Origin of the sequence: Larkinella punicea (assembly GCF_003334855.1) — a bacterium.
GTDB classification, from domain to species: Bacteria; Bacteroidota; Bacteroidia; order Cytophagales; family Spirosomataceae; genus Larkinella; species Larkinella punicea.
On the sequence record NZ_QOWE01000003.1, the window covers coordinates 1 to 14,537 of the forward strand.

General features: G+C 54.0%; 11 protein-coding genes. 5 read left to right on the forward strand and 6 right to left on the reverse strand.

The window, feature by feature from the left end:
* Positions 1-185: 185 nt before the first annotated feature.
* From DUE52_RS03565 to DUE52_RS03580, 4 genes are all read right to left on the reverse strand, one after another.
* Positions 186-1,652, reverse strand: a complete 1,467-nt coding sequence (locus tag DUE52_RS03565; protein WP_114404601.1) for an amidohydrolase — start codon at positions 1,650-1,652, stop codon at positions 186-188.
* 84 nt (positions 1,653-1,736) lie between these two features.
* Positions 1,737-2,351, reverse strand: coding sequence for a hypothetical protein (locus tag DUE52_RS03570; protein ID WP_114404602.1), 615 nt, complete (start codon positions 2,349-2,351; stop codon positions 1,737-1,739).
* Between the two features lie 141 nt (positions 2,352-2,492).
* Positions 2,493-4,079: a SusD/RagB family nutrient-binding outer membrane lipoprotein gene (locus DUE52_RS03575; RefSeq protein WP_114404603.1), complete on the reverse strand. Its 1,587-nt coding sequence runs from the start codon at positions 4,077-4,079 to the stop codon at positions 2,493-2,495.
* Between the two features lie 36 nt (positions 4,080-4,115).
* On the reverse strand, positions 4,116-7,325 hold the full coding sequence (locus tag DUE52_RS03580) for a SusC/RagA family TonB-linked outer membrane protein (RefSeq protein WP_114404604.1): 3,210 nt from the start codon (positions 7,323-7,325) through the stop codon (positions 4,116-4,118).
* Positions 7,326-7,757: 432 nt separating this feature from the next.
* Between DUE52_RS03580 and DUE52_RS03585 the strand changes: the two genes are divergently transcribed.
* Complete coding sequence (locus DUE52_RS03585; protein WP_165840855.1) at positions 7,758-8,279, forward strand: MOSC domain-containing protein; 522 nt, start codon at positions 7,758-7,760, stop codon at positions 8,277-8,279.
* Here the strand turns inward: DUE52_RS03585 and DUE52_RS03590 are convergent.
* Both DUE52_RS03590 and DUE52_RS03595 read right to left on the reverse strand, forming a co-directional pair.
* Positions 8,246-8,920 (reverse strand): HAD family hydrolase, encoded by a 675-nt coding sequence (locus DUE52_RS03590; protein ID WP_114404605.1) that lies wholly within the window; start codon positions 8,918-8,920, stop codon positions 8,246-8,248. The genes DUE52_RS03585 and DUE52_RS03590 overlap by 34 nt on opposite strands.
* A gap of 179 nt (positions 8,921-9,099) precedes the next feature.
* Entirely contained in the window at positions 9,100-10,308 is a 1,209-nt protein-coding gene (locus DUE52_RS03595; protein ID WP_229312056.1) for an MFS transporter, read from the reverse strand.
* A 132-nt stretch (positions 10,309-10,440) separates the two neighbouring features.
* On the opposite strand from DUE52_RS03595, the gene DUE52_RS03600 reads away from it, so the two are divergent.
* From DUE52_RS03600 to DUE52_RS03615, 4 genes are all read left to right on the forward strand, one after another.
* The gene (locus tag DUE52_RS03600) at positions 10,441-11,289 is read left to right on the forward strand and encodes an AraC family transcriptional regulator (RefSeq protein WP_114404606.1); all 849 of its coding nucleotides are present in this window, start codon (positions 10,441-10,443) and stop codon (positions 11,287-11,289) included.
* Between the two features lie 79 nt (positions 11,290-11,368).
* Positions 11,369-12,049 (forward strand): NUDIX hydrolase, encoded by a 681-nt coding sequence (locus DUE52_RS03605; protein WP_114404607.1) that lies wholly within the window; start codon positions 11,369-11,371, stop codon positions 12,047-12,049.
* A 99-nt stretch (positions 12,050-12,148) separates the two neighbouring features.
* Positions 12,149-12,994, forward strand: a complete 846-nt coding sequence (gene prs / locus DUE52_RS03610; RefSeq protein ID WP_114404608.1) for a ribose-phosphate diphosphokinase — start codon at positions 12,149-12,151, stop codon at positions 12,992-12,994.
* Positions 12,991-14,451, forward strand: a complete 1,461-nt coding sequence (locus tag DUE52_RS03615) for a nicotinate phosphoribosyltransferase (RefSeq protein ID WP_114404609.1) — start codon at positions 12,991-12,993, stop codon at positions 14,449-14,451. The genes prs and DUE52_RS03615 overlap by 4 nt, the downstream gene beginning before the upstream one ends.
* The last annotated feature ends 86 nt before the right edge of the window (positions 14,452-14,537 follow it).

A 14,537-nucleotide genomic window follows, 5' to 3' on the forward strand; every position in this document is an offset into this window, starting at 1 on the left:
CCCTGATTGACTAACAGGTAGTCCGAGTAAAGGTCGAAAATAGGTGAGACGAAGTGCATACCTAATTTTTTGTTAAATTTAATCAGTAAGCTGGCTTTCACGAAAGAGCTTGCGTAACATCAGTTATTAATTTTCTCTGCTTAACTCTGCTCTCCTCCGCTCAACTCCGCGAAATAACTCTCCTATCACTTCCGGTAATCCAGCGCCGGTTTGCGGTCACCTAGCAAGGCTTCGTATTTGAAAGCAGCCCCACCCCGGGCTTTTTCCCAGTCGGTGCGGGCATTTTGAATCAGCGTTGGATCTTTAAAGAGGTCGATGGCCGTGAGCGATAGGGATTTAGCCGCGACCATCATGCCTTTGACGCCAATGCTCGTGCCGCTCGACGCCACCGCCTGCCAGCTATGGGCGGCCGTTCCCGGAACCCAGGTGGCGGCCGATAGCCCAACCGTTGGAACCACCCAGCTTACATCGCCCACATCCGTCGACGCGCTGCTGAGGAGGTCGTTATTCGAGAAGGGCGAAACCGCTGCGGCTTCCCCCGGTTTCCGAATGGAGCCAAACGAGGCCCCAAATGATTCGCCCAGTTTCTCGGCAAATTTGGTTTCTTCCGGTGTGTAGGTGACGCCACCCACCAGGCTGAGGTTTTTGTGCATCTGTTTCGCCAGGGTCTCCACGGGCAGCAGGTTGTAGACGCCACCGATGATTTCATATTCCATTTTGGTTTCCGTACCCATGCCCGCTCCTTCGGCGGCTTTCACCATGCGCTTCCAGACGTCCTGCAAAATCGTCCGGTTTTTGTGCCGTACGTAGTAGTAGACCTCCGCAAAGTCCGGTACGACATTCGGGGCTTCACCGCCTTTGGTGATGACGTAATGCACCCGCGTATCCGACGGAATGTGTTCGCGCATCATGTTGATCATGTAATTCATCGATTCCACGCCGTCGAGGGCCGACCGTCCGCGATCGGGAGACGCGGCTGCGTGGGCCGCAATGCCCCGGAAGCGGAATTTGGCGGTGATGTTGGCGAGCGAGGTCGACGGGTCCGCTCCGTTGCGGTCGGCGGGGTGCCAGTGCAAAACCACGTCTACATCGCTGAACAGGCCTTCCCGCACCATGTACACTTTTCCCGAACCGCCTTCTTCCGCCGGGGTTCCGTAGAGCCGGATGGTGCCGCCTTTGCCGGACTTCTGCAACCAGTTTTTCACCGCGATGGCCGATGCTACCGAACCGGGGCCGAACAGATTGTGTCCGCAGGCGTGTCCGGCTTTTTTGGTGTCGAGCGGTTTTCGGTCAGGCGTGGCATCCTGTGTAATGCCCGGCAGGGCGTCGTATTCTGCCAGAATGCCGATGATCGGTTTGCCGCTTCCGAAGGTGGCCACAAAAGCCGTCGGAATACCGGCAACGCCCGCTTTCACCGAAAAACCTGCTTTGGTCAGTTCTTCCTGCAATAAAGCCGAGCTTTTCTGTTCCTGGTATCCCACCTCGGCCCAGTCCCAAATCTGTTTGGAAAGTGTGCCGTAGTGGGCCGATTTGCTATCCAGCCCCGCCAGAACCTCCTGTTGCTCTTTGGTTAGAGTCGATTGGGCGAGCAGGGCGGTGGGGAGCCAACCCAGTCCGAAGACCAGCAGTCGGAAAAGCGATTTTTTTTGCATAAGAAGTCGGTTAAGATGGTTTTGTAGACGTCATGCCGGCCGTAACCGGCACGACGCTACCGTTTCGCTGATGAAGGTATTGTTTTATTTTAAAGGTTGGTACAACGATTTCTTGTTATCGACCCGAATCACCAGGCGGCAATCGCCAACCTGCCCCCGGGTTTCGTCACAAATACCGTCGTGGAACGCATCGAAGCGACGGCCATCGTTGGTCTGGACGACAAATTTTAGCTGAAACGTATCGTTCAGCACCAGACTCGTTGGCGACACGCCAACGGCCGCAGCGGCCTCGCTGGCTTTGATGGAAACCGTTGCCGGAAAGGTCGAGAAGGTTTTCCACAACTTGTCATTGGCTACCAGACGGCTGGGCAATGGTGCCAGCGAACCGCTCGGATACAGACACCCGACACCGTTGCCACAAGAGGTCATGGAAGCCGCCAGCGTAATTTTGGGGCTGTTCAATCCGATCCAGACTTCAATGGCTTTAACACCGACGCCCTGCCCAAAATCTTCACCACTCAACTGAAACTCAAAATCCGTGGTCGCCAGATTTGTGACGTCAAAATACGCTTTGGCCGCATTGACCTTCGCCACCGCCACCGCTCCGGCGGGAGCCAGCGGAATGGGATCTTTGGTCTGGCAGGCGTCCGAAATGACCAGCGCGGTCATCAATAAAACTACATAAGCAATGGTCTTCATATCGTCAGGACGGTTTTGGAAACCGTGTTTTTAATGATAAATAGTTTCTCGCTTCTTGCCCCTAAATCCCCTAAAGGGGACTTGGACGCAGCTGATGCCAGATGAAAAGTCCCCTTTAGGGGATTTAGGGGCAATCCAATCTTACAAATCCCAGAAAACCGGGGTTACAAAATTGTTCTGGGCCGGGGCCGCCGTGTTGGTGTTCAACTCACGCTGCGAATACGTAAACCGCAGCGGGAACGGATTCAGGGGCGAAATCGGAGCCATCAGCGTCGGAATGCCGGTTCGGCGGTAGTCGTTGTACGATTCGATGCCGTTGCCGAACAGGGAAATGTACTTCTCGGTCATCACCACCGGCAGTTTTCCAGCCGCCGGAGCCGCGTCGAATTTCGCCAGTCGATCATTCACGAAGTTGGTAATGGTGGTGGCCGATAGCTGCGTGCCGGAATTTCCCGGAGCTTGTACAAAGCTGTTGATGCTGTTGAGGTTCAGTGTCATCCCGTTTCTGAAATATTCTTTGGCATCCCCCGTTGTACCGAGGGTCAGCGCGGCTTCGGCCAGAATAAAGTTGACCATCGAAGCCGTAACGATCGGGAAAATACCGGCGCCGGTGCCGTCCGCGGTGGTCACCACCCGGAAATTGGCCGGGGTATTGACGCCCGCATTGGTCAGAAATACGTTGGTGGTCGGCAAATTGCTGATGGGATTGTTGTCGTACAAACCGCCATACGGATAAAGTCCGAACGTAGCCCGAACGGCGTTGTCGGCGGGGGCACCGGTGGGATCACCCGTAAAGCGCCCGCCGTAACCGTTGCTGGTGCGGGTGAAATTGACCCCGGCATTGTTGGTCTGGCGATACACATAGTAACGCAAACGCGGATCATCGGTATTGTACAGACGCTCCATAAAGCCCTGATCCATCCAGAAATCCTTCGTGGCGCGGTAGTCGCTGATGTGAATTGGGTGGCGGTTTTGGGGCGTTTCGGTCGCGCCAAATTTGAACGTAAAATCCTGCGCATTCGTCAGAATCAACTGTCCACCGGCAATCAGCGCGTTGATTTCCTGTTTCACCCGCGCCTGTTCGCTGGGAACGAGTCGAATCTGATTCAGGAGTTTCAGTTTCAGGCTGTTGGCCGCCCGAATCCAGCCCAGGCGATCACCCCGGTAAAACAGATCCGCATTGCCGGGCGACACATACGGCGTTTTGTTCAGATCGGCAATGGCTTCGTCGATGAGCTTGAAAACCGCTGCATAAATATCAGCCCCTTTGTCGAATTTCGGGCTGAGGTTGCCATCACCCTGCGACGCTTCCGAGAACGGTACATCGCCCCAGAGATCGACCAGCACGCTGTAGACGTACGCTTTTTCGAGTTTGGCAATTCCGACGTAACTCCACTGGCTTCTGGCGGTTCCTTCCCGGATGATAATTTCCAGGTCGTTCAGGGCTTCCGAGTAAATGCCGTTCCAGGGCGTCTGGAAGGTCGAACCGCTCATATCGAAGCGGCTGGGGCCGTTTTGTGTCGCGTGTTGCATGATGACCGTCGCCACGCGGTTGGTGGCTCCCCCGCCGATGTGGACGCCAATGGAAACCTGCGTGGCCGGAAGAAGCAGATCCAGTACCGGTTGCGCCGGGGTGTTCGGATCGACGTTAATGTCCAGAAAATCATTGCAACTGCTGAACGTGAGCGCGAGAAAAGCCCCGAGGAACAGTTTAAATATCGTTTTCATAAATAAGTTTCGGTAAATGTTGGAGAGAAAACCGCATCAGAACGTAAACCGCAGGTTGACGCCGTACCGTTTAGTAGTCGGAACCGCCACCAGTTCGAAGCCCTGGGCATTGCCCGCACCCAGTGAATTCACTTCCGGATCGAAATTCATGTACTTGGGGAAGTTAGGCGCTTTGTACCACAGGTTGCGACCGCTTAGCGAAATCGTTGCCGATCCAAAGGGCGTTTTCGCCAGCCAGAGCGCCGGAATCTGGTAGGCCAGCGACACTTCGCGCAGGCGGAAAACCGTCGCGTCGAAAACCCGGAACTCGTCGGCGGTTCCCTGACTACCACTGAAAGCACCCGTACCGAAGTAATATTCGTTCACCGAAATCGGGATGTTGTTGGGTTGTTTCTGGCCGTCGGCCGTCAAAATGGGCATTTTGGTATTCGGATCGCCCAATACGCCCACCGGCACCAGCACCTTGTTGCGGTCTTCGTTGTCGCGCGTGATGCCCCGGCTCAGCATTTCGGCCACCGAAACCGACAGCAGATCTCCGCCCTGCTTCCAGTCAAACAACGCACCGAGCGTGAAGCCTTTGTAGGTAAAGGTGTTGGTAATCCCCATCGTGAACTTTGGGTTCGGATTGCCAACCGGTCCCTGGCGATCCGCCAGAATGGCCTTGCCGGTGGCCGGGTTGATCAACAGATTGCCTTCGTCGTCGCGCAGGTAATAGCTGCCCCGAATCAAACCGTAGGGCTGGCCAACGATGTGCATACTGCCGATCGTGTTGGTCGCATTCGCCTGACTGTAATAGAGTTCGGTAGCGCCACCCAGATCCAGCACCAGGTTTCGGTTGCGGGTGAAAGCCGTGTAAATATTCCATTTGAAACCGTTGGACAACTGGATCGGCGTGATGTCCAGACCAAGTTCAATGCCTTCGTTGCGCACTTTTCCGAGGTTCACCACCCGCGTCAGGTAACCGGAGGAGGGAGCGACATCGACCGTGAAAATCTGGGACGTACTGATTTTTCGGTAATAGGTCAGGTCGATTCCGATGCGGTCTTTCAGAAAACGCAGTTCCGTACCGGCTTCAAATTCGCGGATAAACTCCGGTTTCAGCGTCGCACTGCCCAGCCGGTTGCTGTAGGTCATTGCGTTGACGCCGTTGAACGGGGCCAGAATGTCGACCGGTCCGGGATGCGTGAACGACGGGTTAATGTTGTAAACCGTCTGGGTCTGGTACGGACTGGCTTCGTTGCCGACTACGGCGTAACCCAGGCGGATTTTACCGAATGACAAAATCGCCGGATTGGTTTTGAACAGTTCCGTGAAAACAAACGAGCCGTTGACGCCCGGATAGAAATAGCTGCGGTTGCCTTTCGGGAGGGTCGAGGAAATGTCGTTCCGGGCGACCACGTTCAGGAAGGCGAAGTTGCGGTACGACAACTGGAAATCCCCGAAAAACGCCATAAACCGCTGTTTGATCAGGTTTCCGCCGAACGTCTGCTGAATCCGGGTGTTGTCGAGATCGTTGATGCCCGGCACAATAATCCCGTCGCCAAACACGAGCTGGCGGTCGGTCAGCCGTTGGTTGACGTTGTTGCCGATGATGGCCCGCAAGCTGAAATCCGGCCCGAAATCCCGGGTTGCCGTGATGAGCAGGTTGCCATCGAGTTCCTGGCGGTAAATGTTGTCATCGGTGACGTTTCCGTTCGGATAAATCTCGCCATTTTTCCCGTTCACGCTCCGGCGACGGTCGGTGTAGGCATTGAAACCTGCCGTATACTGGACGTTCAGCCACGAAAACGGATCGAATCCGAGGGTGAATTTTCCGTAATACCGGTCCACTTTGCTCGTAAACGGGCTGTTTTTTACCGACCAGTACGGGTTATCGATGCCGACCCGGTCATACACACTGCCGCCGGTCAGCGGATTGGTGTTCGGGTAGTTGGTCAGGTCGTAGCTATTGGGTGTCCACGGCAGAATTTCGATGGCCGAGGGGCCGTTTCCGATGCTCGACGTAAGCTGCGGGGAGCGCTGGTCGATGTTCACGTACGTCAGCGACCCGTTGAGGTAGAAGCCGTTGTCCAACTGCGCATTCCCGCCGATGTTGAAACTGGTCCGGTTGATTTTATTTTCGGGAACAATCCCTTTGTTGGCCGTTCGCGAAAAACCGGCGGTCAGGCTGGCTTTTTCGTTGCCCCCCGAAACACTGAAAGCGTTTTCGTAGACAAAGCCGTTTTCGTAGAAATTCTCAAAGTTCTGCTGACCAAACGGTTCGTATTTGACCTTTTTGTTCGCCAGCTCCGGGAAAACCGTTGGCAGACGAACGCCGATGGGGTGGAGGATGGAGTCGATCTGGGAATACGGCGCTCCCCAGGTGCCAAACACCCCGTAGCGCGTATCCCACTCCGTTCCCTGGCCATACGTCGTCTGGTATTCCGGTGCTTTGGCGAGTTTCTCGTACGAATACGAGGTGTTGTACGTGATCTCAAGGCCTTTTTTCGACTTCTTGCGGTTGTTTTTAGTCGTCACGATGATGGCACCATTGGCCGCCCGCGAACCGTAGAGTGCTGCCGCTGCCGCCCCTTTCAAAACCGTCATCGACTCGATATTGTTGGGGTCGAGGTCAAAGGCGCGGTTGGTGAAACTCGCCCCGCCCTGCTGACCGCCGTCGGTCAAAAAGGAGGAGTTGTCGAACGGCACGCCATCGACGACGAACAACGGCTGGTTGTTGTTGGAAAGTGACGAGTTCCCGCGAATCGTGATGTTGGTCGAACCACCGGCGGCCCCGCCCGATCCCTGTACGTTGACCCCAGCCACTTTTCCCGACAGCGAACGAAGCGGGTCCGGTTCCGAAATCTGGGCAATTTTGCTGCTGTTGATGGTGCTCACCGAGTAGCCCAGTGCTTTCTTTTCCCGGGTAATCCCAACGGCGGTGACGACGACTTCGGTCAACTGCTTGGTGTCCGTTGGCAGGGAAACGTCGATGGTGGTTTGGGAACCGATGGTCACTTCCTGGGTCTGGAAGCCGATGGAGGAGAAAACGAGTGTTGTGGCACCCGCCGGGACGTTAATCTGGTACTCGCCCTGTGCGCCGGTCACCGTTCCAATTTGCTGGTTTCCTTTGACCGACACCGTCACGCCCGGTAAAACCGTGCGTTCTTCGGCGGTAATCACCTTACCACGAACGGCTTTCTGCTGAGCGTGGCTCAGGAAAGCACACAGTAGTAGGAAAAATGTGAGTTGTACACATTTTGTCATAGAATTTAATAGAGTAAGTGAAAAATAGGTTAGGTACAGTTCTGGACTGATTATGTCAAATTAAGTTCTATTTTGTGAATAATAAGTTTATTTTTAAACATAAATTTTTAAAATATTTAATTTTTAGAATATTATCAGTAAATATTTGAACTAAATTTTTAGAAGACATAAATTTTGATTTATAGGGATAAAGGCTTTGTATATTCGAATTGTACAAAATGTCGTTGGGCCTGAATAGCAATAAGGCTTGTCAAAATAGCGGGACCACTATACGTCATTTTCGTCCCTACGCGGAAAATCAATATCTTCACAATTCAAAGACGTTCGCTTTTTGCCCTTAAATCAATTAGGGGACTTTTAGCATTCCGAGGGCTCCGCGTCCAAGTCCCCTTCAGGGGATTAGGGGCAAAAAATCCATCAAGCGCAGAATTTGTGGAAAATCAGTTGAAGATTTTACTGGAAACGTTTCCCCGTTCGGGGCAGGTAGAATGGATTGGGATTCGGCCGCAGAAACACGGCGCCATCGAAGTGGTTCGTGAAGTCGAAGTTTCAGAGAAAAAAGGGCTGGTGGGCGATCACTACAGCGGGCGCAACGGCAACCGGCATGTAACGCTGATTCAGGCCGAACACCTGCCGGTGGTGGCCGCCCTGACCGGGCGTGAATCGCTCAACCCGGTTTTGCTGCGTAGAAATATCGTCATCGCCGGGCTGAACCTGCTGGCGTTGAAAGACCATCAGATTCAGATCGGCGATGCGGTTATTTTGGAAATTACCGGACAATGTCACCCCTGTTCACGCATGGAAACCAACCTGGGGCCGGGCGGTTACAACGCCATGCGCGGCCACGGCGGACTTACGGCACGGGTCGTCCGGGGTGGTATCATTCACTTGAATGATCCGGTTATGGTCTTAAAAACCGATCAGACCGGGACCGAGCGGCTGACCAATTCCTGAAACCGGTCGGGCGTCAGTTCCGTGAAGTCACGGATTACCACGTCGGCTCCCACCCGGTGCAGTTCTTCGGCCGAGTCCGTGGTGGCCAGTCCGATCACGTACGCACCGGCCGCTTTGGCCGCCCGGATGCCTGTGGTTGAGTCTTCAAAAATGACACTCTCGTGGGGTTCGACGCCCAGCAGTTCCATCGCTTTCCGGTAGATTTCCGGGTCCGGTTTCGGTCGGCTGACCTTGCTTTCGTCGAGTAAAACCGTAAACCAGGAACGCAAATCCAGCGCATCCATCACAAAATCGAGGTTTTCGAGCGGGGCTGACGTACCAACGGCTGTCAATATACCGGCATTCCGCAGCAATTGAAGAAAGTCGGTCAGACCGGCCACCGGCCTGATGTCGGGCTGGTACAACTCCCGAAACAAGGCTTCCTTTTCGGCGGCCAACTGCCGGGATTCGGCATCCGAAAGCGTGCGATCGGTGAAAAGGTGATTCAGAATCTGGCTGTTGTGTTTCCCCGAAACGTACTGAACAAAATCAGCGTCGGACAACGGTTTTCCGTAGCGTTCAAAATACTGGCGCCAGGCCAGGCGGTGGTGAGGATTGGTGTCGACAATGACACCATCCATGTCAAAAATGGCAGCTTTCATGAGTGAATGTAGAGAATGGAGCGGTGAAACCGCGTTTTGAATGTTTTTAGGACTTTCGCATTCTGCCCCTAAATCCCCTAAAGGGGACTTGGACGCAGCTTAATCCGGATGCTAAAAGTCCGGCAGCGGCCGACCGTCCTTTAGGGATTTAGGGGCAGAATGCGAAAGTCCTAGTTTTATCAGACGTTTACTTTTCGTGAAATAAAGGCAGAAAGCAGCAGCACGACCACGACCAGGCCCAAACCGTAGGTCAGTCCGTAGGCTTCGGCTACAAAACCGATGATGGGTGGTCCGGCCAGAAAACCGATGAAACTGAAGGTCGCAAAAGTGGCCAAACCGGTGGCTGCCGGAATGCCCGGAACGCGCATCGAAGCCGTATACAATATGGGCGCAATCAGCGAACAACCCGCGCCCAGCAGGGCAAATCCCGCCAGCACCACCAGCGGAACCGGAACCAGAATGGCCAGCAAGAGTCCCGAAGCCGCCACCAGGCTACCCACGCTCAGGATGCGTTTGGCTCCAAAACGCGGAATGATGGCGTCACCCATAAACCGGCCAATCGTCATCGCCAGCGAAAAACAGCCGAAACCCAGCGCGGCAATCTGGCTGGAGGCTCCCGTGGATTCGTGGAGGTAAACGGCACTCCAGTCGAGGGCGGCCCCTTCGCCCATGGCAACGGCCAGACCAATGAAAATCATGAGCAACAGCAGCATGTTCGGTTTCACGAAAGCCGCCGACGATTCGGTGGGTGGTTGCGCCGGGATTGTCGCCAGAATGGGACGCAGCGCAACCGTCAGCAGGAGCAGCGCGATGGTGACGGCAAGCATGTGAATGGATGGCGAAACGTGAACGGCAATCAGAATGCCGGCCAGCAGCGAACCGACCATGCCGCCCAGACTCCACATGCCGTGGCAGGAGGACATAATCAGAATCTTATGCTCCCGTTCGACATCGGCTGCGCTGGTGTTCATCGCCACATTCAGTAAGGCCGCGCTCAGCCCCACCACGAATAGCCCCATAACCATGATGGCAACGTTAGGGGCGTTGATGGGGAGTAAGGTGCTGAAACACAGCACCAGCGCACTCAGGAAACAGGTTCTGGCTGCCCCCAGCCGGGCAATGATCCAGCCCGTTAAAGGGTTCATGAGCAACAGGCCGACCGGCATGGCAAACAGAACCATGCCCAAACCGGCGTCGGTCAGGTGCAATTTTTCTTTGACGTGCGGGATATGCGCCACCCAGCCGCCCAGCGACAGACTTTCGGTGGTGAAAACGAGTCCGACGGCCCGCGCCTGCGGATTTGTAAAAAACGTTTGAAGACTGCGAAAGAGGGTTGGTGTGGTTGACGGTTTTTCGTCGAGTGTTACGTTCATTATATCCTGATTCATTCTGGTTACAAAAATAAGGCGGTTTTTCCACTTCTATTTTCGTTTAATTACCTTATTTTGGTGCTGCATTGATTTATTTAATGAGAATCATGTTTCCAAAATGTTAACAGTGCATCTATTCGGTCCCAAACAATGAAACCGCAGTTTGAAAAAATAGAACCGGAATTCGGGAGTTCGTTCCGGTTGATGCACCACACCCAGCCGGACAGTTGCTGGGTCTACTGGCATTACCACCCCGAATATGAGATCGTCTACATTCCGCGCGGCAGCGGCAAGCGCCACATCGGTCACCACGTTTCTACCTATGCGGACGGTGAGCTGGTGTTTCTGGGACCGAACCTGCCGCACCTGAATTTCAGCCACGGAATCGTCGGGGAGTTTGAGGAAATTGTGGTGCAGATGCGCGAAGATTTTCTGGGGAAGGATTTTCTGCAAAAACCGGAAATGGAGGCCATTCGGCGCTTGTTCGAACGGGCGCACCAGGGCATGTCATTTTACGGGGAAACCAAACGCCAGGTGGGGCAGCAGGTCGCGTCGCTGGTGACGCTGCCGCCCTTTGAACGGATGCTGGCGCTACTGACCATTTTTCAGCAACTGGCGGTTTCGACCGATTACCAGATTCTGAACGCCGAAAGCATCAGCCTCGATCTGAACGGCCGGGAGCAGGAGCGGATCAACCGCATTTATGGATTTGTGGAAACCAACTATGTTCAACCGATTGACATTCAGGACGTCGCGTCGTTGTCAAACATGACGGTGCCTGCTTTTTGCCGGTATTTCAGGAAAATGACCCAGATGACGTTCACGGATTTCGTCAACGAGTTCCGCATCACCCAGGCCCGCAAGCTCCTGACCGGCGACCGCAGCATTGGCGATGTCTGTTACGAAAGTGGTTTTAACAACCTCTCGCACTTCAACAAGGTGTTCAAACAACGAACGGGGCAGACGCCGGGGCTGTATCGCAAGAGCCTGGCATTGTGAGTCGAACGAGCCTTTCCGGATGACCACTCGCTAAGACGCCGGGCCGGATGCGTGATTTTTGTCGTATACTTGCCCTGGTATGACCATTCACCAAACGATAAAAGTAGCCGTCGATGCCGTGGTTTTCGGGTATCGAAATCAGGCCTTACACCTCCTGTTGATCCAGCGAAAGCTGGAACCGTATCAGGGGGGCTGGGCTTTGCCGGGCGGTTTTGTGTTGGATAACGAGAGCCTGGAAGCCGCCGTTCACCGCGAGTTGAGCGAAGAAACCAATGTGACCATTAATTACTTAGAACAACTATATACTTTCGGCCAGCCCAATCGCGATCCCCGTTTTCGGACGGTTGCCGTTGCCTATTATGCCCTCGTGAAACCGGAAGCATTTGCCATTGCCGCTTCGACGGATGCCGATGATGTCCGCTGGTTCGACGTTCGGGACTTGCCCGATCTGGCGTTCGACCACGCCGAAATCATTCAACACGCGTTGCAGCGTCTGCGCGGTAAATTGAGGTATGAACCCGTAGGATTTGGGTTGCTCAGCGAGAAATTTTTGTTCTCAGACTTCGAAAAACTCTACGCAACGATTCTCGACAAACCCATCGACCGGCGCAATTTCCGGAAAAAGGTGTTGAGCTTCGGGCTGTTGACTGAACTGAATGAAAAACGATCCGACGGAAAAGGTCGTCCGGCAAATCTCTTTCAATTCAATGAAGATCAGTACTTTAAGATGAAGGAGCGCGGTTTTTACTTCGAGCTTTGAACGAACGGTTTACCGTTTGCTCAACAGTTGGCAAATAAAAAGCGCAAAATGTAGTTACTATGTAGTTTGTTTTGTTGATTTGCGTAAAAAATACGCAAAATGATTTATCTACACCTTTCTCCCGGTTTTGAACCCTACGGTCCGTCCGTGCCGTTCAAGGCGTTCATTTTCAATGGGGGAGAACCACACCTGAAATTAACCGGGCCTTTGCCCGAAACCAGCGTACTGATCACGACCCGCCTGAACACGTTTCAGGATGTGGGCCTGCTTCTGGTGGCAACGGATGCCCTGCGCCGGGCCGGTGCCGACCGCATCAGCCTCTTCGTCCCGTATTTCCCCGGAGCCCGCCAGGACCGGGTTATGGTGCCGGGCGAACCGCTGACGGTTAAAGTTTACGCCGATCTGCTGAACGCCCAGCAATACCATCAAATTACGGTTTTCGATCCCCATTCTGACGTAACGCCCGCTTTACTTAATAAGGTTCAAGTGGTTGATAACCATCGGTTTGTCGAGCAATGTCTCGCGCAGGTTGGGGATTGTAAACTGATTGCGCCGGATGGGGGGGCGTTAAAAAAAATCTATAAACTGTCCGAAGCCCTGGGTGGTATCGAGGTGGTGGAATGCAGCAAACGGCGGGATGTCAAAACCGGCGATTTGTCGGGCTTTTTCGTGTCGGGGCCGGATTTGCAAGGCGCGTCCTGCGTCATCGTGGACGACATCTGCGACGGCGGGGGCACGTTTGTTGGCCTGGCCGATGAACTGAAAAAACACGGGGCCGGTGACCTGTATCTGATTGTCAGCCACGGGATTTTCAGCCGGGGCCTTGAGCCGCTGGCGACCTCGTTCAAACGGGTTTTTACGACGGATTCCATTCGCGAAATCACCCACCCTCTTCTGAATCAACTCTCATTTTCCAGCTTTTTACCACACCTTTTAAACCAATGACGACCCTCAATCTTTCCGACGGTTACAAAGTAGACCACCGTCGTCAATATCCCACCGGAACTGAACTGGTCTATTCGAACTGGACCCCCCGCAAAAGCCGCCTTGAGCAGGTCGATAGCGTGGTTTTCTTTGGCTTACAGTACTTTATCAAAAAATACCTGATCGAGGATTACAATCGGAATTTCTTCGCCCGCCCGAAAGAAACCGTAATCGCCGAATACAAACGCCGGATCGAAAGCTACCTGGGGCCGGGTGCGATTACCTACGATCACATTGAAAAGTTACATGATCTGGGCTATTTGCCACTGGAAATCAAAGCCGTTCCGGAAGGAACGCGGGTGCCGATGCGGATGCCGATGTTTACCTTCAAAAACACCCGCCCCGAAGAATTCTGGCTGACGAATTTTCTGGAAACCATCCTGTCGTGCATCTTGTGGTTGCCCTGTACCAGCGCGACAACGGCCTTCGAATACCGGAAAATCCTGAACAGCTATGCCGAAAAAACCGGTGGTGATCCGGCGTTTGTCCCCTGGCAGGGTCACGACTTCAGTTTTCGCGGTATGGGCGGTCTCGAAGCGGCTTTGTTGAGTGGAGCGGCTCATTTACTGAGCTTTACGGGAACGGACACCATTCCCGCCCTTGATTTTCTGGAACAGTATTACGGTGCCAACTCCGATACCGAACTGATCGGTGGCAGCGTTCCAGCGACGGAACATTCGGTGATGTGTATGGGGATGCAGGATGGTGAAATTGAAACTTTCCGGCGGCTCATTCAGGATGTGTATCCGAAAGGCGTGGTCAGCATCGTGTCCGATACCTGGGATTTCTGGCAGGTCATTACCGGGTATTTGCCCCAGCTAAAACCGCTCATTCTGGCCCGCGACGGCAAGGTGGTGATTCGCCCCGACAGTGGCGACCCGATCAAAATCATCTGCGGTGATCCGGATGCCCGCGAAGGAACCCCGGAACACAAAGGGGCCATCGAGTGCCTGTGGGAGGTTTTTGGCGGAACCGTTACGGCCAAAGGCTTCAAGGTACTGGACTCCCACATCGGGTTGATTTACGGCGACAGCATCAACCTCGAACGCTGCCAGGCCATTTGTGAAGGCTTGTACCAGAAAGGGTTTGCCTCCACGAACGTGGTGCTGGGTATTGGAAGTTACACCTATCAGTATGTGACGCGCGACACCTTCGGGTTTGCCGTGAAAGCCACGTATGGTGAAGTGAACGGCGAAGGACGCGCGATTTTTAAAGACCCCAAAACCGATGACGGAACGAAGAAAAGCGCGAAAGGGCTGATTCGTTTGGTGAGCGACGAAAACGGAACGACGGTGATGGAAGACCAGGTGAGTTGGGAAAAAGAAGGAACGGGGTTGCTGGAAACCGTCTTCAAAGACGGCCAGTTGCTGAAAGAACAGACCTTGCGCGAAATCCGGGCCAGGCTGGTAGCCAAATAAGAACCGTATTAAAAAGAGCGGGTATTCGTCCGGGTGACGGATGCCCGCTCTTTCGTTTTCTTACAATTTTGGGCGGGGAAGAAGGT

Excerpts from the sequence above, each read along its gene's own strand:
- DUE52_RS03570 (WP_114404602.1), bottom strand. The coding sequence starts at position 2,351 with ATGAAGACCATTGCTTATGTAGTTTTATTGATGACCGCGCTGGTCATT.
- DUE52_RS03590 (WP_114404605.1), bottom strand. The coding sequence starts at position 8,920 with ATGAAAGCTGCCATTTTTGACATGGATGGTGTCATTGTCGACACCAAT.
- DUE52_RS03615 (WP_114404609.1), top strand. The coding sequence starts at position 12,991 with ATGACGACCCTCAATCTTTCCGACGGTTACAAAGTAGACCACCGTCGT.
- DUE52_RS03600 (WP_114404606.1), top strand. The coding sequence starts at position 10,441 with ATGAAACCGCAGTTTGAAAAAATAGAACCGGAATTCGGGAGTTCGTTC.
- DUE52_RS03580 (WP_114404604.1), bottom strand. The coding sequence starts at position 7,325 with ATGACAAAATGTGTACAACTCACATTTTTCCTACTACTGTGTGCTTTC.
- DUE52_RS03575 (WP_114404603.1), bottom strand. The coding sequence starts at position 4,079 with ATGAAAACGATATTTAAACTGTTCCTCGGGGCTTTTCTCGCGCTCACG.
- DUE52_RS03595 (WP_229312056.1), bottom strand. The coding sequence starts at position 10,308 with ATGAATCAGGATATAATGAACGTAACACTCGACGAAAAACCGTCAACC.
- prs (WP_114404608.1), top strand. The coding sequence starts at position 12,149 with ATGATTTATCTACACCTTTCTCCCGGTTTTGAACCCTACGGTCCGTCC.
- DUE52_RS03605 (WP_114404607.1), top strand. The coding sequence starts at position 11,369 with ATGACCATTCACCAAACGATAAAAGTAGCCGTCGATGCCGTGGTTTTC.
- DUE52_RS03565 (WP_114404601.1), bottom strand. The coding sequence starts at position 1,652 with ATGCAAAAAAAATCGCTTTTCCGACTGCTGGTCTTCGGACTGGGTTGG.